The sequence below is a fragment of the Novacetimonas hansenii genome, assembly GCF_014843995.1.
Taxonomy (GTDB): Bacteria; Pseudomonadota; Alphaproteobacteria; order Acetobacterales; family Acetobacteraceae; genus Novacetimonas; species Novacetimonas hansenii.
Genome location: NZ_CP062147.1, coordinates 3,141,944 through 3,163,846 on the forward strand (window position 1 = coordinate 3,141,944; position 21,903 = coordinate 3,163,846).

25 protein-coding genes are annotated in these 21,903 nt (G+C 58.5%); 11 read left to right on the forward strand and 14 right to left on the reverse strand.

The features are described from left to right. Window positions 1-40 precede the first annotated feature (40 nt). On the reverse strand, window positions 41-286 hold the full coding sequence (locus tag IFJ82_RS13660; protein ID WP_192264936.1) for a hypothetical protein: 246 nt from the start codon (window positions 284-286) through the stop codon (window positions 41-43). Between the two features lie 245 nt (window positions 287-531). On the opposite strand from IFJ82_RS13660, the gene IFJ82_RS13665 reads away from it, so the two are divergent. Further along, complete coding sequence (locus IFJ82_RS13665) at window positions 532-1,152, forward strand: cupin domain-containing protein (RefSeq protein WP_064478806.1); 621 nt, start codon at window positions 532-534, stop codon at window positions 1,150-1,152. On the opposite strand, the gene IFJ82_RS13670 is transcribed toward IFJ82_RS13665, so the two are convergent. Next, complete coding sequence (locus tag IFJ82_RS13670) at window positions 1,064-2,092, reverse strand: LysR family transcriptional regulator (RefSeq protein WP_192264938.1); 1,029 nt, start codon at window positions 2,090-2,092, stop codon at window positions 1,064-1,066. The two genes, IFJ82_RS13665 and IFJ82_RS13670, sit on opposite strands and share 89 nt — an antisense overlap. A gap of 153 nt (window positions 2,093-2,245) precedes the next feature. On the opposite strand from IFJ82_RS13670, the gene IFJ82_RS13675 reads away from it, so the two are divergent. Continuing rightward, complete coding sequence (locus tag IFJ82_RS13675) at window positions 2,246-3,019, forward strand: SDR family oxidoreductase (RefSeq protein WP_003617801.1); 774 nt, start codon at window positions 2,246-2,248, stop codon at window positions 3,017-3,019. Between the two features lie 179 nt (window positions 3,020-3,198). On the opposite strand, the gene IFJ82_RS15930 is transcribed toward IFJ82_RS13675, so the two are convergent. From IFJ82_RS15930 to IFJ82_RS13685, 3 genes are all read right to left on the reverse strand, one after another. Beyond that, on the reverse strand, window positions 3,199-3,321 hold the full coding sequence (locus tag IFJ82_RS15930) for a hypothetical protein (protein WP_264986115.1): 123 nt from the start codon (window positions 3,319-3,321) through the stop codon (window positions 3,199-3,201). Between the two features lie 375 nt (window positions 3,322-3,696). Further along, window positions 3,697-4,200, reverse strand: a complete 504-nt coding sequence (locus IFJ82_RS13680) for a Spy/CpxP family protein refolding chaperone (protein ID WP_192264940.1) — start codon at window positions 4,198-4,200, stop codon at window positions 3,697-3,699. Between the two features lie 165 nt (window positions 4,201-4,365). Continuing rightward, window positions 4,366-4,569, reverse strand: a complete 204-nt coding sequence (locus tag IFJ82_RS13685) for a hypothetical protein (RefSeq protein ID WP_143455935.1) — start codon at window positions 4,567-4,569, stop codon at window positions 4,366-4,368. 53 nt (window positions 4,570-4,622) lie between these two features. On the opposite strand from IFJ82_RS13685, the gene IFJ82_RS13690 reads away from it, so the two are divergent. After that, window positions 4,623-5,564 (forward strand): nucleoside hydrolase, encoded by a 942-nt coding sequence (locus tag IFJ82_RS13690; RefSeq protein ID WP_192264941.1) that lies wholly within the window; start codon window positions 4,623-4,625, stop codon window positions 5,562-5,564. Between the two features lie 58 nt (window positions 5,565-5,622). On the opposite strand, the gene IFJ82_RS13695 is transcribed toward IFJ82_RS13690, so the two are convergent. Beyond that, on the reverse strand, window positions 5,623-6,108 hold the full coding sequence (locus IFJ82_RS13695) for a GAF domain-containing protein (RefSeq protein WP_075624505.1): 486 nt from the start codon (window positions 6,106-6,108) through the stop codon (window positions 5,623-5,625). Here IFJ82_RS13695 and IFJ82_RS13700 point away from each other — a divergent pair. Beyond that, window positions 6,097-7,224 carry a glycosyl transferase gene (locus IFJ82_RS13700; protein WP_338042224.1) on the forward strand — a complete coding sequence of 376 codons (1,128 nt, stop codon included), beginning with the start codon at window positions 6,097-6,099 and terminating at the stop codon, window positions 7,222-7,224. The two genes, IFJ82_RS13695 and IFJ82_RS13700, sit on opposite strands and share 12 nt — an antisense overlap. 314 nt (window positions 7,225-7,538) lie before the next feature. Here IFJ82_RS13700 and IFJ82_RS13705 read toward each other — a convergent pair whose 3' ends face one another. The 3 genes from IFJ82_RS13705 to IFJ82_RS13715 are packed head-to-tail and all read right to left on the reverse strand — an operon-like array spanning window position 7,539 to window position 8,293. Continuing rightward, window positions 7,539-7,793: a hypothetical protein gene (locus tag IFJ82_RS13705; RefSeq protein WP_003617795.1), complete on the reverse strand. Its 255-nt coding sequence runs from the start codon at window positions 7,791-7,793 to the stop codon at window positions 7,539-7,541. 35 nt (window positions 7,794-7,828) lie between these two features. Then, window positions 7,829-7,984, reverse strand: a complete 156-nt coding sequence (locus tag IFJ82_RS13710; protein WP_003617794.1) for a hypothetical protein — start codon at window positions 7,982-7,984, stop codon at window positions 7,829-7,831. A 30-nt stretch (window positions 7,985-8,014) separates the two neighbouring features. After that, window positions 8,015-8,293, reverse strand: coding sequence for a hypothetical protein (locus IFJ82_RS13715; RefSeq protein WP_040511442.1), 279 nt, complete (start codon window positions 8,291-8,293; stop codon window positions 8,015-8,017). A gap of 137 nt (window positions 8,294-8,430) precedes the next feature. On the opposite strand from IFJ82_RS13715, the gene arfB reads away from it, so the two are divergent. Then, window positions 8,431-8,853 carry an alternative ribosome rescue aminoacyl-tRNA hydrolase ArfB gene (arfB, locus tag IFJ82_RS13720; protein ID WP_192264943.1) on the forward strand — a complete coding sequence of 141 codons (423 nt, stop codon included), beginning with the start codon at window positions 8,431-8,433 and terminating at the stop codon, window positions 8,851-8,853. 40 nt (window positions 8,854-8,893) lie between these two features. On the opposite strand, the gene IFJ82_RS13725 is transcribed toward arfB, so the two are convergent. The 4 genes from IFJ82_RS13725 to IFJ82_RS13740 form a co-directional block, all read right to left on the reverse strand. Beyond that, window positions 8,894-9,142, reverse strand: coding sequence for a hypothetical protein (locus IFJ82_RS13725; protein WP_155116138.1), 249 nt, complete (start codon window positions 9,140-9,142; stop codon window positions 8,894-8,896). A 41-nt stretch (window positions 9,143-9,183) separates the two neighbouring features. After that, complete coding sequence (locus IFJ82_RS13730) at window positions 9,184-9,873, reverse strand: Fe2+-dependent dioxygenase (protein ID WP_003617791.1); 690 nt, start codon at window positions 9,871-9,873, stop codon at window positions 9,184-9,186. Between the two features lie 207 nt (window positions 9,874-10,080). Then, the gene (locus IFJ82_RS13735; RefSeq protein WP_408887692.1) at window positions 10,081-12,435 is read right to left on the reverse strand and encodes a TonB-dependent receptor; all 2,355 of its coding nucleotides are present in this window, start codon (window positions 12,433-12,435) and stop codon (window positions 10,081-10,083) included. 516 nt (window positions 12,436-12,951) lie between these two features. Next, window positions 12,952-15,183 carry a TonB-dependent receptor gene (locus tag IFJ82_RS13740; RefSeq protein WP_192264947.1) on the reverse strand — a complete coding sequence of 744 codons (2,232 nt, stop codon included), beginning with the start codon at window positions 15,181-15,183 and terminating at the stop codon, window positions 12,952-12,954. Between the two features lie 154 nt (window positions 15,184-15,337). Here IFJ82_RS13740 and IFJ82_RS13745 point away from each other — a divergent pair, with 154 nt between their 5' ends. The 6 genes from IFJ82_RS13745 (at window position 15,338) to IFJ82_RS13770 (ending at window position 20,797) form a co-directional block, all read left to right on the forward strand. Then, window positions 15,338-15,628, forward strand: coding sequence for a hypothetical protein (locus IFJ82_RS13745; protein ID WP_139312496.1), 291 nt, complete (start codon window positions 15,338-15,340; stop codon window positions 15,626-15,628). Beyond that, window positions 15,628-17,109 carry a PepSY-associated TM helix domain-containing protein gene (locus IFJ82_RS13750; protein ID WP_225578676.1) on the forward strand — a complete coding sequence of 494 codons (1,482 nt, stop codon included), beginning with the start codon at window positions 15,628-15,630 and terminating at the stop codon, window positions 17,107-17,109. The genes IFJ82_RS13745 and IFJ82_RS13750 overlap by 1 nt, the downstream gene beginning before the upstream one ends. After that, window positions 17,106-17,369, forward strand: coding sequence for a hypothetical protein (locus IFJ82_RS13755; protein WP_003617783.1), 264 nt, complete (start codon window positions 17,106-17,108; stop codon window positions 17,367-17,369). Before IFJ82_RS13750 ends, IFJ82_RS13755 begins: the two co-directional genes overlap by 4 nt. A gap of 178 nt (window positions 17,370-17,547) precedes the next feature. Further along, window positions 17,548-18,414 carry an aminotransferase class IV gene (locus tag IFJ82_RS13760; protein WP_192264949.1) on the forward strand — a complete coding sequence of 289 codons (867 nt, stop codon included), beginning with the start codon at window positions 17,548-17,550 and terminating at the stop codon, window positions 18,412-18,414. After that, complete coding sequence (locus tag IFJ82_RS13765; RefSeq protein WP_062808573.1) at window positions 18,411-19,484, forward strand: DmpA family aminopeptidase; 1,074 nt, start codon at window positions 18,411-18,413, stop codon at window positions 19,482-19,484. Before IFJ82_RS13760 ends, IFJ82_RS13765 begins: the two co-directional genes overlap by 4 nt. A gap of 11 nt (window positions 19,485-19,495) precedes the next feature. Then, window positions 19,496-20,797 carry an amidase gene (locus IFJ82_RS13770; RefSeq protein WP_192264951.1) on the forward strand — a complete coding sequence of 434 codons (1,302 nt, stop codon included), beginning with the start codon at window positions 19,496-19,498 and terminating at the stop codon, window positions 20,795-20,797. A 90-nt stretch (window positions 20,798-20,887) separates the two neighbouring features. On the opposite strand, the gene IFJ82_RS13775 is transcribed toward IFJ82_RS13770, so the two are convergent. Then, window positions 20,888-21,808, reverse strand: a complete 921-nt coding sequence (locus IFJ82_RS13775) for a LysR family transcriptional regulator (protein WP_192264953.1) — start codon at window positions 21,806-21,808, stop codon at window positions 20,888-20,890. Between the last annotated feature and the right edge of the window lie 95 nt (window positions 21,809-21,903).

Here is a 21,903-nt window from a genome sequence, read left to right on the forward strand (position 1 = left end):
ACTGGTTTGCGCATTCGGGTTTGAAATATTTTATATGATTTTATGATTTTGAAGCATATTTGTAATTTACATATCGTCTGATATACTCATTCAGACCATGTCCTGAATCAGCAAGTATTTTCATACGCTCAATATGATCCATACCGGCACTACCATAGGTATAAATGTAAGTTGTTTGCTTACCCTTCCCGAAAATCACTTCGATGGAAGTTGCATCATATGCATATGACACAATGCCAGAGTCACCATCAATATTTTTATAGGTTGGAAAATATTTACCCTTCATCCCAATTCATAGATTGAAAATAATTCCTACACCAGATTCAATTAACATATCATTTATTTAAATACCCATATTTATGCTTTTGCGGACTACAATTCCTTGGGGTAAACTTATAAACGAGGTTTGCCGCTGAGTGCGATGAACAGCCCGGCAATGCCGAGGGTAGGGGTAAATATGGTTGCAACCCGCCTGCCCCTCATACGTCCTGATATATAGATGGATGGGCACGGCAGAGCAGGACCCCGATCATGAGCCAGCACAGGACACAGACCGGACGCCGACAGTTCCAGACCATCCTTGGCATGCTTGGGCTGGTGATGTGTGGCAAGCATGTCCGCACGGCGCGCGGGGCCGCCGCCATGCGCAATGCACCGGATGCCTTCATGCTGTCACCCGATGGGTGGGTTCCCAACAATGCGCACCTGCCGGTGCTGCATTACCATAACGCCCTGCCCATCCGCGGCGGCGACCCGGCGGCCGGGATGGAGGCACTGTTTACCGCCAATGGATGGCCACCACGCTGGCGATGGGGCGTCTATGACTTCCACCATTACCACAGCACCGCGCATGAGGTGCTCGGGATTATCGCGGGTTCCGCGCAACTGCGCCTTGGCGGGCCGGGAGGACGGCTTGTGACGGTGCGCGCGGGTGACGTCGTCGTCCTGCCCGCAGGCACGGGACACAGGAACGAAGGGTCGAGTAACGATTTCCTTGTCGTGGGGGCCTATCCCCCCGACCAGGATTTCGACCTGCAACGTGGCCCCATCACGCGCGCCGCCATCACGGTGATGGGGCGCCTGCCTTTCCCGCCAACGGACCCGGTGCAGGGGCGCGCGGGCGCGCTGACACGGTTATGGCATCCGGCATGACATCGGCTGGCAAAGACGTGCGCGGCGCAGGATGGGCCAATGGCTGTCCGGGGATATGCAGAACCTCTTCCAGCCAGTCGGCAAAAAGCTGTATCCGGCGCGACAGATGCTTGCGGTGCGGATAAAGCAGCGCCATGGGCAACGGGGCCGCGCGCCATTGGGGCAGCACCTCCACCAACGCCCCCGACTTTACAAGGGCGGCCACGTCATAGCCCGGAACCTGGATCAGGCCCAATCCGGCAAGGCAGCAGGCGATGGAGGCCTCCGCACTGTTAACCGTGACACGACCGGACATGGGCAGGCTGTGGGTCGCACCACCTTCCTCCCATTCCCATGCCTCGATCCGCCCGGTGGAGGGGGAGGCATAACGCACGGCCAGATGATGGACGAGGTCAGCAGGAACCTGCGGTATCCCATGTTGGGCCAGATAGGCAGGAGAGGCGACATTGACCAGATCAAGGTCCCCCATCCGGCGTGCAATCAGACCGGAATCATGCAGCGGGCCGACGCGCAGGACACAGTCGATCCCGTCCTCCACAAGGTTGACGGCCCGGTCAGTCACACCAAGTTCGATATCAACCCCCGGATACCGCCCAAGGAATTCAGGCAGGCGCGGCGCCACCAGCAACCGCCCGATCCGGCCCGGCAGGTTGACCCGCAGCAGGCCACGCGGGCTGGCCCCGTCATGGCGGAACAGGTTTTCCGCCTCCTCCACATCTGCGATCAGGCGCAGGCAATGGTCATAAAATGCCATACCGTCCGCCGTGGGTGTAACAGATCGGGTCGTGCGCGCCAAAAGCCGCGCGCCAAGCCGTCCTTCCAGTTCCTGTATGGCAGTGGATACACTGGAACGTGGCAGATTCAGTGTCTCGGCCGCACGGGTAAAGCTTGCGCTCTCCACCACGCGGGCGAAAACGCGAAACAGGTCGATCCGGTCCATGCGCCCCCTACCTGCCACCATCGCGACAGACTGTTCGTGATTTACGACATATGTTGTCAGGAAAGGCAACTTTATCTCGATATCGCAAATGATACGCTCATTCCACACCTTCCCGTTCGGGGAAGCACATCGCAATGAGGGGACATCGCAACAATGGTCGATCACAGCATCAAGGGGAAAACCGTCCTGATCGCAGGCGGGGCAAAAAATCTGGGCGGCCTGATTGCCCGTGACCTTGCCGCCCATGGCGCGCGCGCCATCGCCATCCATTACAACAGTGCCGCAAGCAAAAGCGAAGCCGACAGCACGATCGCGGACCTGCAGGCCGCAGGCGTTCAGGCAGTGGCATTCCAGGCGGACCTGAGTACCGCCGCAGCGACAGCAAAGCTGTTTTCCGACACCATTGCAGCCATTGGTCGTCCCGACATCGCCATCAACACAGTGGGCAAGGTCCTGAAGAAGCCCATCGCCGAGACGAGCGAGGACGAATATGATGAAATGTTCGCCGTCAATACCAAGGCGGCCTTCTTCTTCATCAAGGAAGCGGGCCTGCACCTGAATGACCATGGCAAGCTGCTGACACTCGTGACATCACTGCTTGGGGCGTATACGCCGTTTTATTCCACCTATGCCGGGTCAAAGGCAGCGGTGGAACATTTCACCCGCGCGGCCTCCAAGGAATATGGCGCGCGCGGTATTTCGGTTAACGCAATCGGCCCTGGCCCCATGGATACGCCATTCTTTTATGGGCAGGAATCAGAACAGGCCGTGGCTTATCATAAAACCGCCGCCGCCCTGTCGCCCTTCAGCAAGACCGGCCTGACGGATATCGAGGACATCACCCCGCATGTCCGCTTCCTTGTGTCGGAAGGATGGTGGATGACCGGGCAGACCATCCTCGTCAATGGTGGCTATACCACGAAATAATCGCCTGACGGGCGTGTCCGGGGCACCTGCCTGCGGGACACGCCATAGCTGACTGAAATTATACATCTTGGCGCGGCATTTCGCCGGAAAGCCTCAGAGGCCGTCACCTCTTTGAAAAAGGCTGATGCCTGAAAGATGGGCCGTTCCCCGGCCAACTGCTTGCGGCCTGCCCCCTGACATCAATGAACCACATGCTGGACGCCCGCCGGGACGATGCGCCGGGCCATCACGCCTGTACGGTCACATCCCCCCCCCACCACATCGCCTGCCATATCCTGCGTCGCATCCCCTGGCCTGCTCATGATTGCCATCATTTTAAACATGTTATCCTTTATATATCACGTTCGATAATATGTTATGAAAAACAAATAATATCGGTGAAAGAGCCTGAGGAAAAGGCTCCTGCGCAATGTGCCTTCAGCTCCGCAGCCCTCACCCTGCCCAAAGGTGCTGGCGCAATTCCAAACCGGGTGTCCTTTTCACAATAGTTTGGCGCCACGCTCCCTGCGCGACATGGCGACATGCAGGAACAACCATGTTTTCCCATGCCTCACGGGGCATGCGCGTTACGTCTGGCGCGGCCCAAACAAAAATGGCGCCGGTTGCAGGACAACCGACGCCATCATCATGGGTCAGGCAAGGACACGCCTCACCCTTCAGGGATCAAGGGACAGGGATTATTTCTGCGGCGGCGGCGGGGGGGCCATCAGGGCATGGAGCTGGTCTTGCAGGGCATCGATCTTGTCCTGACGCTCCTTGATCTGCGCCAGTTGTTCCGGCGTCAGGATATCGTGGACCTTGACCTCGAACTGCAGACGCTGCGCCTCACGCTTCTGGTGCAGGACATCAAGCTGCTGCTCCACAGAGGTCAGGCTGGCCTGATCCACGGTGCCTGGCGTGGACAACAGAGTGCGCAATTGCCCGTGCAGGGCGCGTTCTTGTTGCATGTCCGCGCGGAAATCAGGGTGGTCGCCATGCATCAGGGCCGCCAGCTTCTTATGCTGGGCCGATGTCAGGGTGATTCCGTGCAGGGAAAGGATATGTCCATGATGGGGACCATGCGCATCGCAACCTTCACCCGGCGGCGGAGGAGGTGGGGCATCGTGCGCCAGCGCCGCATGCCCAACCGTTCCGGTCAGTCCGGTCATGACGGCAGCAGCGAGAAGCATTTTCTTCATCATTTTCTGACTATGTCCTAAAAATATTAAAATGATGTAATCAGCGTCAAGTCATGCGCCTTACAGATATGGTTATACAGAATACCACATGCCAGAATACGGCATCTGTTCTACGAATTGTAACAACGATTATTCTTGGCAGACCACATGAGCCATCGCCCTGCCCCATCAGGCAGTACCCTCCAGACGGTCCATGCCCGATGCTATGCACCTGACGGCACGATCCCAGTGATACGATCCCAATGGCACGTTTCCAGTGGCACGGCCCGGGCGGTACCGCTCCGGTGGCAGGATCATGGGGGCCGAAACATGGACAACCGCCCTCCCTCGTGACACCCGGGTCTGGACACGCAACCACTGGCGCTGGGGCATGGTAATGCCCTACCGTGCCGCTCTTTATGGCACGGCACGGGACACGCGGCGACATGACCACACACAGGATCATCATAGATACCGATCCCGGCGTGGATGACGCGCTGGCGATTATGCTGGCACTGGCATCCGAAAAGATTGAAGTACAGGCCCTTGTCAGCGTTGCGGGCAATGTCACGGTGGAACAGACCGCGCAGAACGCCTGTCGCATCCTTGAACTGGCGGGACGCACGGATATCCCGGTTTACGCCGGGTGTGCCCGCCCCATGGGCCATACCGGCGTCAATGCCCGTCATATACACGGCGTCACGGGCATGGACGGGCCAGACCTGCCGCCGCCCACCATGCCTGTCCAGACGCAGCACGGTGTTGATTACCTGATTGATGCCATACGTACGGCCCCGCCCGACAGCCTCAGCCTTGTCATGCTGGGGCCGATGACGAACCTTGCGGTGGCATTGCTCAAGGCGCCTGATATCGCACAATGCCTCCACCGGGTGATTGCCATGGGGGGCGCATGGTCCGAAGGTGGCAATATCACCCCCACGGCCGAGTTCAATTTTTATGCCGACCCCGAGGCCGCTGACATCGTCCTGCGCGCGGGCACCGCATTGACCCTTCTGCCACTGGATGTCACGCACCAATGCCTGAGCACGCCCGAACGCCTGGCGCGCCTGCGCGCCCTGCCGGGTCGCTGCGCTGCGGCCGCCGTGGCAATGCTGGACAGGGCGGGACAGTTTGACATCGCCAAATATGGCTGGACGGGCGCGCCCCTGCATGATCCATGCACACTCGCCTGCCTGATTGCCCCCGACCTGTTTGCCGGTCGGAAGGTCAATGTGACAATCGCACTGCATGATGTGCTGACGCGGGGCATGTCGGTTGTGGACTGGTGGGGCACCACGAAACGTCCAGTCAATGCCATGTTCATGCGACAGGTCGATGCAGACGGTTTTTATGACCTGCTGGCACGACATCTTGGCCGCCTGCCCTAAGGACAGTTCATTTCCAGAAAAACGACGGCACCGAAAGACCTTTTATCCCCGCATCATTTCAGGCATGTCCACGACATGCCCGCACATATAATGCGGCAACCTGTTCGATCAGCGCGGCATGCGCCTGCGTGAAACGTGCCAGAGATGGGCTGTCGATATCAATAACGCCCAGTAGCCGATCCCCATCAAGGATCGGCACCACGATTTCCGAACGTGATGCCGCATCGCATGCGATATGCCCCGCGAATGCATGGACATCAGGCACTACGACCGTCGCACGCTGCTGGGCTGCCGTGCCGCACACCCCCTTGCCAATCGCAATGCGGGTGCAGGCCACGCGCCCCTGGAATGGCCCCAGCACAAGCTGTCCGTCACGCAGGAAATAAAAACCGGCCCAATTGATATCCACCAATCCCTCAAACAGGATCGCCGCGATATTCGCGGCGTTTGCGATCGGATCGCCTTCCCCTTCGGTAATGGCGGCAACGGTGGCGACGATCTCGTCTTCGCCAGGGGGAAGCGATGTCCCCGTATGAACGGTCATGACGCGGTTCCTGTATATGGTCAGTACACGACCCAGACCATAGCGGCGTTCCCCCCTATGGGCCAGCGCCACGCCCCCGATCCGTTTCCCACCCTGTTGCTATGGCTGTATGCTACGCCGGTCCATGCCGCCACGACCGGCGGCAGGTGGCCAAGGCAGGAGGCCCGGTTGCGCAAGGTTATCGTCACAGGCTGTGACAGCGGTTATTTCCCATTGGTCATGGAACTGATCCAGTCGATCAATGGCCGGACAGATGCGGCATTATGTGTCCTTGACGCCGGATTGTCGTCCCGGCAGGTGGAAACCCTTTCGGACCTTGGGGTACTGATCCGACCCCCCTATGTCCCACCCTGCGCGTCCGCACGGCAGATACGACAGCGCCCGACCCTGGCCATCAACCTGTCCAAGCTGTGGCTGGACCGTGTGCTGCCACAATTCGACCTGATCCTGTGGGTCGACGCGGATGCTTGGGTGCAGGACATGACCGCCATCGAACACATGTTCGACGCCGCACGTGACGGGGCGCTGGCCATCGTTCCTGAAATCGGGGCCAAGATCGCGGACATGTTCGCAATCCGGTGGATATGTCCGGGCTGGATGCAGGTACGTTCGTTCCTTTATAAAAACGCGCGCAAGGCCCGCCTGCCCTTTGCCATCCGGCGTCGGATCGGCGCAAAGCCCCTGCTGAATTCAGGGGTGATGTGCCTGCACCGTGATGCGGCCATCTGGCCCATGCTGCGGAAATGGCAAGAGACCATCATCCGCCAGGGCGGCGCGCTGTTCACGCAAGACCAGCTCAGCATCGCGCTGGCGGTCTATATCGACAACGCTCGTGTGACCTTCCTCGATAACGCCCACAACTATATCGGGCCATGGCTGCTGGACGAGGATCGCGGCATGCTGGTCAACCTGTTCTACCCCCATGCCCCTGTGGGGATCGTGCATCTGGTTTCCCAGGCGCGGTTGCGGCAATCGCTGTCGCATACCCTTCCTGTGCCAACCCTGTCGGGGCGCGAGGTCGCACTTAACCTGCGGTTCGGGGGATTGCGGGCCTTCCGGGACGGATCACGACACCCGGATGGTCCGCAATCCCCCGGACACTCAGGGACTGTTTGAAAACAGGCCGTTGATAAAAAACAGGAAAAGTTTTTGGGTGCCGCCTTTTGATCGATAAAGGCGGCGTCTTCTGAAGCTTTTTGAAAAAGCTTCACCAAAAACTTTTATGATTTCACGATCTTATCGGACTTACCTTTCAAACAGCCTCTAAAAGTCACCATCATCATTTTTTCAAAAAAATGATGAAACACGAGGATTTTTTGCAAATTATCCAACAGGGTTTTTATTGTTCCTGCCACAAGGCATTCCCAAACAGCCGTCAGGGACAAGGATGGCAGGACATGCCTGCCTGATGTTTTCAGCGTCCGGCGCGTTCAGGATGCCGCACGGTCCTTACGCGCCTTCAAGACGGTCTCCGCCGCAGCCTGCAACTGCTGTGCCAGATGCAGGGCCTGTTCGGGATGCAGGGCCGTGACCACACGACGGTCCCCCGATTTCAGGTGTTCGGGGGATGTAGCCATGAACAGGTCAAGGATGACCACGGTTCCCTGCACGGCCTCCGCGCCGCAGCTTACCGTGGGATAGACGACAACATTGCCGCTGGCGTCTTTTGCTTTTTCGTCAGACATGGGGTCCTGTCGTGATAGGGGAAATGAAAGGGGGATTAGCGCATGCGTTTCTTCTGCGCCTGTTCATGACGCAACTGCGCGCTCTGCGCCTCGATGGTTTTCTGCGCATTTGCCAGCGCCTCCCTAAGGCGGAGCAGCTCGGTCTTCAGGGCTGCGATCTCGGCACGCAGGGCGGGGGGATGATCATCCATTCGTCACAACCTTTGCATACAAAGAAGGGGCTACTGGGTTGCAAATCGCGAACGCACCTGATCGAACAGGGCGCGCGCGGCCATGTCGCGGGTATCGGCATGTTCCATCAGGTGACGCATGCGCGCGACGATGTCTTCGGCATGCACTGTGCCACTGTCCACCAACAACTGCATCAGGTCCATGATGACAAGCTGCTGCGCCGCGATCATCTTGACCACCGGCATCACTTTCTTCTGTGCCGCCTGATCGGCCGCCTGCGCCAGAAGCTGCTGCAACTGTTCGCTCTCGCGATCCGTAACCTCGGTCATGTGTTCCTCCCGCCATGTTTTTTGGTTGGGTACATGGTGGTCGTATCCACGTCCGCGGGCAATGCCCACCATGCGGGGAAGGTATCCACAAAGCGAACACCTCCCCCCACAATGGCGGGAATATGCTATACACAGGCATGGCGTACCATGTCCTTCCCGATCTTGTTATCTCTGACGACGATATTGTCGTCACCTATATCCATGCGTCCGGGCCGGGGGGGCAGAATGTCAACAAAGTCGCAACCGCAGCACAACTCCGCTTTGACATGGCGCGGTGTGCCGCGTTGACATCGCGCATACGCGCCCGCCTGCGCCTGCTGGCGGGTAGCCGTATGACACGCGACGGGACCATCATCCTGACCGCACAGAAATTCCGCAGCCAGACCCGTAACCGCGAGGACGCGATCGAACGCCTGTGCGACCTGCTGCGCCAGGCAGCCCATGTCCCCACGCGCCGCATCGCCACCCGCCCGTCCCGCACACAGCGTCGCCGCAGGATGGATGACAAGTCACGGCGCGGTCAGGTCAAGCAGGGACGTGGCCGCCCGGCCCTCGACTGATCGCTGCCCCGGCATGGCAGGTCGTTTGAAAACAGCATTTTCATAAGATTTCAGGTGTCACCTTTTTAGCAAGGGGACATCTTTCAAAGCTTTTCTGGAAAGCAGCTTCACCAGAAACTGTTGTCAATCCAGCCTGAACAGATACGTAAAAACCGTCTGGGAACCCCTTAGAGAGGGTTTGAAAACAACTCATTGATAAAAAAGGAAAAGTTTTTGGATGCCGCCTTTTGATCGAAAAAGGCGGCGTCTTCTGAAGCTTTTTGGAAAAAGTTTCACCAAAAACTCTCATGATTTCAGTATGTTATCGAGCCTGACTTTTCAAACAGTCTCTTACAGGATGCACCACTGCCGCATCAGGTTGTGATAGATGTTCGTCAACCCCAGAACGGCGGGGTCATGATCGCCAAGACGTTCACGCAAGGTGATGGTCTGCACATCCAGGTCGAACAGGATGCGCCGACGCGTTTCATCAGCCACCATCGACTGCGACCAGAAAAATGCCGCCAGGCGCGACCCACGCGTAACCGGGGTCACACGGTGCAGGACGGTCGTGGAATACAGCACCAGATCCCCTGCGGGCAGTTTTATTGCCTGTTCGCCCCCCGGATCGGACATGATCAGTTCCCCGCCATCATAATCGTCGGGATCGGACAGAAACAGGGTGGTTGAAACATCCGTGCGGATGCGCGTGTGAATGCCACCCGCATAAATCCCCCGGATGGCATTATCGACATGCGCACCAAAGGACATCCCCACGTCATAACGGTTAAACAGCGGGGGGCTGACGCGATACGGCAACACCGCGCTGTTGAATGTTGCGTTACGACCAAGCGCACGCAGCACGATATCGCCAAGTTCACGACAGGCGGGGGAATCCTGCGGTAACTGTCGGTTGTTCTTGCTCTTGGCGGATTGTTGCCCGGCGGTTTCGCGTCCGTCCGTCCATTGCGCCGCACGCAGCGTCGCCTGACAGTGGGCAAGTTCCCCGGCATCAAGCAGTCCGGGCACATGTAACAGCATTTGACCTTATCCCCGCATCCGCGCACGCCCTGCCCCACTGGCCGATCGCCCCACGCCGCATGACAAAAAGAGGCTTACACAATCCGATGACAGTCATGAAGAAGTTTTTTGGCGAATGTTTTCCAAAAAACTTTGAAGAATGCCGCCTTTATGAAAAAAGGCGGCACCCGAAAACGCCTGTCATGAATATGGGCTTTTCAAGCCACCTCAATACTGGGCCGAGACATTGAACAGGAAGGACCGGCCGATGGAAGGCGTGACGCGGTTGGAAAACAGGCTGCCGTAATTCAGGCGGTTATCAAGGTTGTAGGCATTCATCGCCATGCGCCAGTGGTTATTGAAACGATGCGACACCATGGCGTCGAATTCCACCGTTGCCGGCGCACGCGCCGTATTGGCCTGATCCAGCCATACACCCTGCCGCCATGTCAGGCCGCCACCAACCGTCATGTTCCATGGCTTGTGCGGGGCAATTTCATAAGATGTCCATGCCGTTGCCTGATTATGCGGGACATACTGGATCTGTCCCCCCTGCTTGGATGTCGCAGAACCGGCCTTGGTGATTGTCGGATCATACAGCGCATACGTGCCATAGAACATCCAGTTCGGCAGCAACGTCCCAGAAATGCTAAGCTCCAGCCCCTGGTTGCGTTCCTGATCGCTGGTTGCGCTGATATCGCCGGTGTTGGGGTCTGTCTGGATCGAATTGCTCTTGTCCAGACGGAACAGCGCCGCCGTCATGCCGATCCGGTCATGAAAGGCACTGTATTTCGCCCCGATTTCATACAGGGAACTGCGTTCGGGCGCAGCGCTCTGGCTTTTGGCGGTCATCGGTTCGGAACTGTTGGTGACATACATGCTCAACGGTGTCGTGGACTGCGACCAGTTGAAATACACCATCAGGTTGCTGCGCGGTGTATACATGACGCTAACGCTGGGGTTGATGGTCGTCTCGTCCTGCCCATAATGGACATCGGGATATTTCGCGGTATTCCCGCCCGTCGCACTGTAATGACTGTTCCAGTTGTCCCAGCGGAAGCCCGCCTTGACCGACAGGTAATCCGTCAGCCACACCTGATCGGACAGGAAGAAGCCGACATCAAGCGCATCACTATCCTTGTAACATTTCTTGCCCACACCGCTGATATTCACAAGGCGGTTCGGATACTGGTTACAATCCCCAAGCACAAGGCCGGGCACATACATCGACGGGTTCAGCAGGCTGGTGCTGGTACGGTTGCTGCCATAGGCATAGTTCTGTCGATGATCGGTGACATATTCGATATCAAACCCGCCGATGACCTCATGGCGGATACGGCCTGTCTTGAAACGCGCCACCCCGGAAAAGACATCCTGTATTGACCAGTCGCTCTGGCGATAGGGTTCGGGACCACCGACACCACCATTACGCGCGACCTGCGCACTTGACGGATTTGCGGAAAAGAAATCCCGGTTACATGTCGCAGAAGGCACGCTTCCGTTTATCACATTGTTGGTATAGGCGGCGGTTCCGGCCGCCATGCTGGAACAGGCTTCCTGAGAGGCGGAGAAATAGCGATGAAAGATCCCGCCGCGCATGTCGTTATAAAGCGTCAGGATCGGGCTGACCCGCGCCGTCAGGCGTCCCGTGATCATGTCATCGCTGGTGTTGTCCTGATCATAGGTCGTGCCATACCAGTTGGTACGCCGCACACCATATTCTGTTACCGGACGACCGATGGCCTGTCCGGGTTTATAGACGACAGGCACGCCATAATCAGGAATGCGGTTGTCGTTCTGATGGAAATATTCAAGGATGAACGACACTTTCTTGCCCAGGCCAAAGGCAATCGAAGGTGCAATGCCCCAGCGGTGGGAATAAATATAGTCGCGCCCGACAACATTGTTTTCATTCCCCATGCCCGTCAGGCGGAAGGCGATGCTGTTGGTCAACTGCTGATTGATATCAAGCGTTCCGCGATAGTACGACCCGCTTCCGCCCGAGAAATTGGCCTGATAGGCATTGCCAAGGTGCGGGGCCTTGGTGACGATGTTGATCGCCCCCCCCGTCGTGCCGTTACCGAATACTTCCGACGACGGCCCCTTGATAACGGAGACATGGTCGTAATCAAAACTGTCGCGCGTATAGACCCCGAAATCACGCAGACCATTTTCATAGATGTCATTCTGCGACTGGAACCCGCGGATCAGGAACTGGTCCCCCGCCATGCCGCCTTCGCCCTCGCCCACTGATGCCGTGATGCCGGGGACGTTCTTCAATGCCTCGTCAAGCGACTTGACGTTCTGCTGCTGCATCAGGATCTGCGGCACGACATTGATGTTCTGCGGCGTATGCATCGCGTCATGCGGCATACGGCTAAGGCCAACCGACTGGCGCAACGCATTCATGGGGGATGCCGTCACCGTCGTATTGTCGTAACGATGGTCGGAAAAAACCCCGTCCGCATCCGGCTGTGCCGCGGTCGATGCGCTGCCGTCGGCCGTCTTGGTCGATTTGGTGGCCGTGGTTGCCGCCGTGCCCCCCGACGCGGTTGACGACGGGACGGATGATGTCCCTGTCATGACCGTGGCGGACGTACGGGCCGTCGTACTGGCCGTCGTGCCGGCCGTGGCGCCATGCGCGGCCGAAGAACATGCAAGCGCCAATGTCGCGGTTGCCGCAGAAAATGGTCTCAAACGTCTGGGAGGGATCATGGGGGCCATCTTTGTTGTGCGAATAATTATTAATTAAACTTCCACTACTAGAAGTGATTCTGATTCGCAATGCAAAACCGTCATCATTCTGAAATAAGTCGCAACATGCCTCCCGATGCGGCCTGCACACCGCCATAAAAGTCAAAAATTCAGGAGGCTTCGTTTTATTCTGCCATTTTCAAAAAAAAACGCCATGCCGCACAAAGCGGTCATGGCGTATCGCAACCCGGCCCGATGATGCCAGACGCGCATGGCAGCCCGGGACAGTGTCCCACCGCCCCGGCACCCTGCGTACATCACGCAGATTTCCGACCGATGAATTTTTTAAAATCTATATATTTTCAAATATTTTCGAAATAATTGAAACACACATCCCATGACCCCTTACAGGTCTGCGGTAAAGGAGAACTTGAACGTGCGCGGCAATCCTTCGAGCAGATAGCCATTGAAAGATGAAGACCAGTACCGGGTATTGGCAAGGTTATCGACACCAAAACGCAGTGTCAGCGGTTTATGGTCGGCGACGAACGTGTACCGCCCTGCAAGGTCAAAACGTGTCCAGACCGGCAGATGCAGCGTATTGGATGTATTGACCATCTGCTTGCCGGTATTGACGACACGCCCCACGACCGTCGCCCCCTTCAGGAACGGCAGGTCATATTCCAGATTTCCGTTGATGGTATAATTAGGAATGCCAATCGCGGTATGACCGTCCTGCAGCCCCCCAGCCGTGCGACGCAGGTCCGCATCAATCACCGTGCCCCCCCCGTTGAAACGCAGGCCCGGCAGGATCTGCCCATTGATGCTGAGTTCGATACCACGATTACGCTGCAACCCATCTTCGACATAGATCGACTGGCTGCTGGTACCGACGGATTTTGAATACGCATTGGGCTGCGAAATCTGGTACACCGCAAGCGAGGCGCTGAAACGGCGGGTTTCATATTTTGCGCCCACCTCATACTGCGTTGATTTATAAGGCGCAAAGACCTGACCCTGATTCAACGTGTCCGACGGCGCGGTCGCCCCCTGTGACAGGCCCTCGATCCGGTTGAAATACAGCGCCGTCTGGCGTGTGGGATGGATGACAAGACCCACAACCGGGGTAATCGCCCCCTCGTCATAATGCGATGTCACAGCCCCACGCCCCGACGCGGCATAACCATATCCGTCGATAAACATGTTCTGGTAACGAAATCCCCCCGTCAGGGCGACGCGATCATGAAAGAATGACATCGTGTCAGAGAAAAAGAGGCTGTAAAGCCGCGTGCGGCTGATGGCCTGCGGGTTGTTGACATCACCCCCGCTGAAAGTATTGGCAAGCGGCGTGACCGCAGGGGTGCGATAAATATTCGTTGCAACAGAGGTCAGCGCCATGGAATAGGCGGTATCGGCCTCTTCCCACAGCGACGACCCACCGGCATTGATCTCATGCCGCACGGGCCCGGTACTGAAATGCGCGCGCACCCCGGCACGCAGGCTTTTGTTGGTCTGGACATAGGGCACATACATGCTGCCGATCGTGGCTGCCCCCGTGGCGGCATCGGTCACGGTGGGATTGGCGTAATCCCCCTTCTCATTCCCACCAAGGCCGCCGAATGCGCCATAGACCGTGATATGTTTCGAAAAATCATGTTCGACATTCAACTTGCCGAAAATATAGTTGAGGTCGTTATAGGCCCAGCGCTGCCCGAAATTATGCGATGGCGCCACCGCCCGTGGCACCGCCGTCACCCCGGCCCCAAGGAAGATGGCCGGACGACCGCCATTCACCCCCTGATTCTGGAAATTCATATCCAGCGAAATGCGCGTCTTATCATCATGCCAGTCGAAATCGCCCCCCACGGCGGCGGAATGACGGCGTTCATGGTCGATGGAATCCTCTCCATCCTGTCCCGCCACATTCAGGCGAAAGCCAAACGCCTTGTCACGCCCGAAACGCCGCCCGAAATCCACGCTGCCACCGCCCAGGGCATTGCTGGTATAATCCCCCGTCACCCGCGTAATGGGGGTTTGCGTCGCGTGCTTGAACTCAAGGTTGATATTGCCGCCAATGGCCGACCCACTGGGCGCCGCACCATTAAGAAAGGCACTGGCCCCGTTAAGCACCTGCACCTGGTCATAAAGCTGTGGCGAGACAAGCTGCCGGGGGGTGATGCCGTACAGGCCATCAATCGCCACATCGTCACCATTGACCGGAAAGCCACGGATGACAAACATTTCGGAAAAATTGCCATAGCCATAGGTCGTACGGACCGACGGGTCATTCTCCAGCACCTGACCAAGTGTCTGTGACTGCTGGTTCAGGATCATGCTGGCGTTATAGCTGCGCACATTGAACGGCACATCCAAGCCCCGCTTGTTCCCAAGCGCGCCAAGGTTCCCACCGGTTGTCACTTCCATTTCATTACGCCGCTTGGCCGTCACGATGATTTTTTCGTCTTTTTGCGCGGCGTCGGATTTCGCGGTGTCGGAATTGTCATCACCGGCCGCGAATGCAGGCACGCAGGGCACAAGGCCACCAATAAAGATCATGGCCGCCAGCCTTGCGACATTGTTCCGGCAGTCAGGGAGCAGGCGGGCACATAACATCATCGGGGCCTCGGATAAAAGCATTTGCGTAGGAGGCCTGATATACGCAAGTGATAGTAAGTCGCAACATCAACACGGCTGTTATGACACGGTTTTCGCAAAAGGCAGCATTTTGTGGCATGAAGATCACATGCGAATGCGTCGCATTTATTTCATATCATGTAAACATGGGACCACCGTGAAGCACGACAAGGCAAAACTGCAATCCAGCCTCCGGGCCGACAGGTTCCGCAACATTCTTCTGTCCTGCGTGCTGTCCTATGTGGTTGCACGCCTTGTGGTGACGGATGCCGGGCTGTGGCATCCATCCCTGCCCGCAGATGCCACAGCCCTGGGCGAAATCATTGCCGTCGCGGGCCTGCCGGCCATGGTGCTGGCCTGTTTCGGCATGCGGACAAGGTATCGCGGATTTACCATGGTCTGTGCCACAGGCTGTGTGGCGGTATTGTGCCTTGTGGTGTTGGCGTGATGCGCGAAACCCCGATGCGCGAAACCCTGCGCACACGGATGGGATGGCTGCATGCCTGGGTGGGGTTCATATGCGGGCTGGTACTGACATGTATCTGCGCCACCGGCACGCTTGCGGTTTTCGATACGGAAATAACACGATGGATGCAGCCAGAAATCCGTATCCCTACCGGCACGTCCCCCACCGATACAGCACTTGACGCGGCGGCGGCACGTGTGCGCGAACAACAGGCGCGTGGCGTCTTTGCATTCCTGAACCTGCCTTCCGCACGGGCGCCCGCACTCGAAATCCTGCATTATGACGGACATGAATTCGTGGGCGACACGCTTGATCCCCACACGGGCGCCCTGATTGCGACGCGCGCCACGACGGGGGGGAAATTCTTCTATAATTTCCATTACAGCCTGCGCGGCGGGGGAACGGTGGGGGTGGGTATTGTCAATATCCTTGCGCTGGGACTGCTGGTTGCGGTGGGGGCTGGCCTCATCATCCACCTGCGCGCCCTGATGCCCGATATCGTCATGCTGCGCCTGTCGGGATCACGTATCCGGGCATGGCTGGATGCGCACCTGCTCGCCGGTGTGCTGTTCATGCCATTTACCGTCATGATGGCCTATACCGGCATCCTTGTGCATGCCGACACGATATTACCCGCGCACCTGCACGTCATGACGGCACCGCGCGCGCGGGCCACAGCCCCCCCGGCACAACCTGCCCCCCTTCGGCCTGTAATGACACATATGCGCCCGTTGCTGGATACGGCACGCGCACGCCTGGGCGGCCGGGATTGTGGCTTCATCCTGTTTCTGCCCGACCGGCTGAGCATTTCCGCAAGCGATGCCTCCGGCCCATTCCTGACACGTGACCACGTCGATTTCAGCCTGCCTGACGGACGCCTGCTGGGCACGACAGTGGCACGCCGCCCCATCGCCATGACCATGCACCTGATACATGGTCTGCATTACGCCCGTTTCGCCCCGCCATCGCTACGCTGGCTGTATTTCATGTCCGGCCTTGGCGCGACAGCAGGCATTGCAAGCGGCCTGGTCCTGTTCCTCATGAAACGACGACGCCATTCGGGGCATCGGGCGGAATTCCGGGTGGCGGAAGGATTGACCATCGCCACAATCGTTGGCCTGCCGGTGGGTATCCTGTCCTTTCTGTGGGCCAACCGCATGCTGCCGACGGGCCTGCCGGGACGGGAGGGGGCGGAAATCACCGTATTCTTTTTTACATGGGCAGCCTGCGCGATGCATGGCACGCTGTGGTCAGGCATCGCACGTCCCATGCGGGGATGGCGTGAACAGCTTGTCATGGTTGCGGTGCTGGGGTGTGGACTGCCCGTGCTGGATGCCACATGCACGATGGCGGCATTACGGGCGTCACCTGTCCTTCATGCGGGCATTGATGGCATGGCGGCCCTGTTCGGCCTGATTGCACTGTACCCTTTGGTACGATTGTATAGGGAGCCGGTGGGATGATCCCCCTTCTTGTCATGCTATGGGTCGGGTGTCTGGCATGCCATGCCGCGTTGCAGCCTGCACGCTATCGCCTGCCTGACCTGTCGGCACGATATCGCATCGTCATGGGCCTTGTGCGTGGGGTGGCACCTGCCCTGGCCCTTGGTGTGGCGCTGGCGGCAGGCGTGGTGGTGGGGGTGGTGCTGTGGTGTGCGACATTCTCTGTCGCCGGGCTGATTGTCGCGGCCTGTATCGTGGCATGGTCCATGCGGCGACATTGAAATACGTCCTGAAAACAAATGTACGGAAAACATGAAATTTTCTGATGTTGCCTTGATATAAAGACCGGCGAAGCAGTAACTTTTGAGAATAGGATAGAAGAAAATATCAATTCGACGACTTCCCCTTTCAGGTTCATGATATTCCGGCATCAATTTTCGCCCTAGGCCGGAGCATGACATGGGATCACTGATCTATCTGAACGGGGAAATCCAGCCTGCGGAATCAGCCCGGATTTCCCCTTTTGACCGGGCTTTCCTGTTTGGCGAGGGCATTTACGAAGTCTGCATCATCATTAACGGGCAGTTCGTGGACATGGACAGCCACCTTGCGCGACTGGACAGGTCCCTTGGCGCATGCGGCATGACGCCGCCCCCCGAACGCGCGCAGCTACCGCAGATCATGCATGACCTTGCGCATGCCAATGGCATCACGAACGGGTTTGCCTACCTTCAGGTGACGCCCGGTGCGACCCCGCGTTCCTTTACGGCCGTGCCGCAGGGGCGACCGACCGTCATGATCCTGGCGCAGGCACAGGATTTCCTGTCCGCACCGTCCCTGTCACGCGGCATCACGGTGCAGTTGCAACCCGATATCCGCTGGCTGCACCGTGATATCAAGACCACAATGCTGCTGCCACAGGTCATGGCCAAGCGCAGCGCGCTTGCCAACGGCGTGGACGATACCCTGTTCTTTGACGAACTGGGCATTACCGAAGGCTCGTCCTCCAACGTGTTCATCGTGGAAGCATCGGGTACGCTGATCACACGCCCCCTTTCGCACCATCTGCTGGCCGGTTGCACGCGCGCGCGTATCATCACGCTGGCGCAGGATGCCGGAATGAAGGTGGAAGAACGCATCATCACACGCGATGAACTGTTGCGCGCGCCAGAGGTCTTCGTCACCAGCGCGACCTACATGATCATCCCCGTCACCAGCATCGACGGCCATGCCGTGGGGGATGGGCAGACCGGCGAGGTTACGAAACGCCTGCAGGACGCCTACCTTGACTTCATGCGTTCCCTTTCCGCGCCGGCCACACGATGACATACGACAGCCCTGCGACATACGACAGCCCGGCGCGGCGCTTTCGTCTGGGGTGCGGTATCCTGCCACCCGGTCCGCATAACGCCATAACGGATGTTCCCGGCGTACGCGTCGGACACCGCACGATCCGCAATGGCCCCATTCAGACGGGCGTCACATGTATCCTGCCCCATGACGGCGACCTGTTCCGCGACCGTCCGCTTGGCGCGGTGCATGTCTTTAACGGGTTTGGCAAAAGCGTCGGCATGATGCAGGTCGAGGAACTTGGCCAGATTGAAACGCCGATCCTGCTGACCAATACCTTCTCCGTCAGTGCGGGGGCCGAGGCGCTGATCCGTGACGCCATCGGACGCAATCCCGAAATCGGCCGCAGCCTGTCAACGGTCAACCCGTTGGTATTTGAATGTAATGACGGGCGCATCAACGATATACAGGCACTGGCCGTAACACCAGACGACGCCCTGCAGGCAATACGCGACGCGCAGGGCGGCACGGTCGCGCAAGGTGGGGTCGGGGCGGGTACCGGCATGACGGCATTCGGGTTCAAGGGCGGGATCGGCACGTCCTCGCGCCATGTCGCGGCCGGAACGCACCAGGGCATTCTGGGCGTGCTGGTACTTGCCAATTTCGGCATGCCGGGCGACCTGACCCTGCCGGATGGACGCCGCATCGCACCACCGGCTGCGCCCACCCTGCACGATGAACGCGAACGTGGGTCCGTCATCATGGTTGTCGCAACCGACCTGCCGCTGGATTACCGGCAATTACGCCGGGTCATACGCCGCGCGGGTATAGGTATCGGGCGACTGGGCTCCTTCTGGGGCAACGGCAGCGGCGATATCGCGGTTGGTTTCTGTCCCAGTGTGCGTTTTCACCTGCACGAAACCGAAGGTACCATCACCCGCCCCATGCTGAACGAAGGGCACATCGACATCCTGTTCCGCGCGGTGGCCGAAGCCACACAGGAAGCTGTGCTCAACGCCCTGTGTGCCGCAACCCCTGTTGCGGGACGCAACGGCATGGTGTTCCCGGCCCTGTCGGATGTGCTGGCGGCCCATCCACGTCCATGACATATGGCGGCATGACAGCCGACCCCCACAAGGGGGATATCCGTGCGGCACTTGCACGGATGACGGCGCGCGACGCGGATATCCACGCCGTGCGCCATCTCCGCCAAACAGCGGTCATTCAGGAAGCTCAGGCCCTCAGCCGCCTGCCTGAACGGCAGCGTGCGGGCCAGACGCTTCATGGCCTGAATATCGCGGTAAAGGACAATATAGATATCGCCGACACCCCCATACAGGGTGGCAGCCGGCTGTTCGCCGGGCGCATTGCGACGCGTGATGCGTGGATCATCACCCGTCTGCGCGCGGCAGGGGCGCTGTTTCCTGCCGTGACCAGCATGTGTGAACTGGCATGGGGCACGACGGGCGAAAATGCGGTGGGACCACGCACCCGCAATCCACTCGACACCCGCCTGGACCCAGGGGGGTCAAGCAGCGGGTCCGCCGCCGCCGTGAGCAGGGGCCTCACCATGGCGGCACTGGGCACGGATACCGCCTGTTCCATCCGTTTCCCGGCGCATTGCTGTGGCATCACAGGGTTCAAGCCCACTGCAAAACGCTGGGACATGACCGGCATCATGCCCCTCGTGCCCAGCCTTGACCATGTCGGGCTGCTGACACGCAGCGCACGCGACGCACGGCACCTGTTCCACGCCATCGAACACGACGCCAGCCCGAGCGCGCCCGCACCACGCACGCGGCGTATCGGTATCCGGTGGGAAGGATTTGAAAACTGTGACGTCGGCATCCTCCACGTCATGGGCCAACTTCTGTCTGCACTGCGTGACGAAAACGTCACCATCATGGACTGCACCACGACGCTACATGTCCGGACATTACCTGTCACCATCGCGCTTTTTGCCGAAACATGGCAGGTCTGGGGCGCTGCCGCACACAAAAATCCTGACGCACTTTCCCCCACACTGCGCGAACGCCTGCTGCGCAAAAGTTCTGTTTCCTTAAGTGAGATCGAGGATGCGCGCCGCGAACAGGCCGCCATCAGCGTGGAAATGGATCACGTGCTGTCAACGTGCGACCTGCTGCTTGAACCCACGGCCCAGGTGACCGCCCTGCCCCCTGTGGCGATGACACCTGAACATCCCATGCTGGCATCACGCAACTGCACCTTGACGAATATCAGCGGCCATCCCTCCATCAGCATCCCGTGCGCGGAAGATCGCGAAGGCCGCCCTGTCGGCGTGCTGTTAAGCGCACAGCGCGGCAATGACCAGGCCTTGCTGGAACATGCCATATGGCTTGAGGACCTGATTGACCGGCAGGGACTGCGCCGACTTTTCCCGGCCCGCGTTATATCCTGAAACCATTCATGGTTATCAATATTTTTCTAAACATTGTATATATTTCAAACATTTTTTAAAATCATGACACGAAACCCGACACATACCCCATCACCCATGGGCCGGGGCAAACCTGTTCGCGCGTGAGGTGAACACGTCCCACACCTGGTCACAGACCGGGCGTTGCGCATTGGCATGGCGATAAAGGCGTGTCTCCACCGTCAACACCAGCGCGGGATCATCGGTAACGGATACCAAAAGCCCCATATCGAGTTCATCGCGGATCAACCTTTCAGGCAGCCACGCCACCCCCCATCCCGCCCGCGCCATGGACATCAACCCGACCGACAGCGTGTCTTCGCAGACGACCCGCCGCCGAAAGGCATCATGTTTTGCAAAAAGCTTTGACAGGGCAACACCAAAAAATGATTCATCGCCATAGCTCAGGTAATCGACGGCTTCCGCATTGGCCATGGCGTGGCTGACCCGTGCCTTCAGTTCCGGCGCACATACAGGCAATACACGCTCCGTCCCCAGACAGACGAAGGGAAACAGCGCCGGGTCAAGGTGAAACGGCACAAGCGGATGGGCATAGGTCAGGAAAAAATCCGCCCCACCCGTGACCAGCCTGTTAAGGTTATCCTCGATCCCGCCAAGGTCTGGCGTCACCTTCAGGCGCGCCATGGACGGCATGTTCTCACGGCTGCCTAAATAATGCGGGATCAGCGTCAGCGCCAGCGTATGAAGCGCGGCGATGGTCACGACCTCGCACCGTGATGATGGACAGACACTGCGCTGCGCCCTGTAGAAGGCGGAGACGATCTCCGTCGCTTCCTCCAGGAACCGCCTGCCCTCCGCCGTCAGTTCCGCAGGGTAGCTGACCCTGTTGACAAGGGATGCACCCGCCCACTGTTCGAGTTGGCGGATACGCTTGGAGAAGGCAGGCTGACTGACATTGCGTTCACGCGCCGCACGCGAAAAGCTGAGGGTACGTGAAAGGCATACGAAATCTTCCAGCCATTTCAGTTCCACAATACCGTCCTTTCCGGTTCATGCCGACCGCACGGGACGAAAATAGCATATATTCGTGCAAAATCCGCAAATCCCATTTCCACGGCATGATGAAC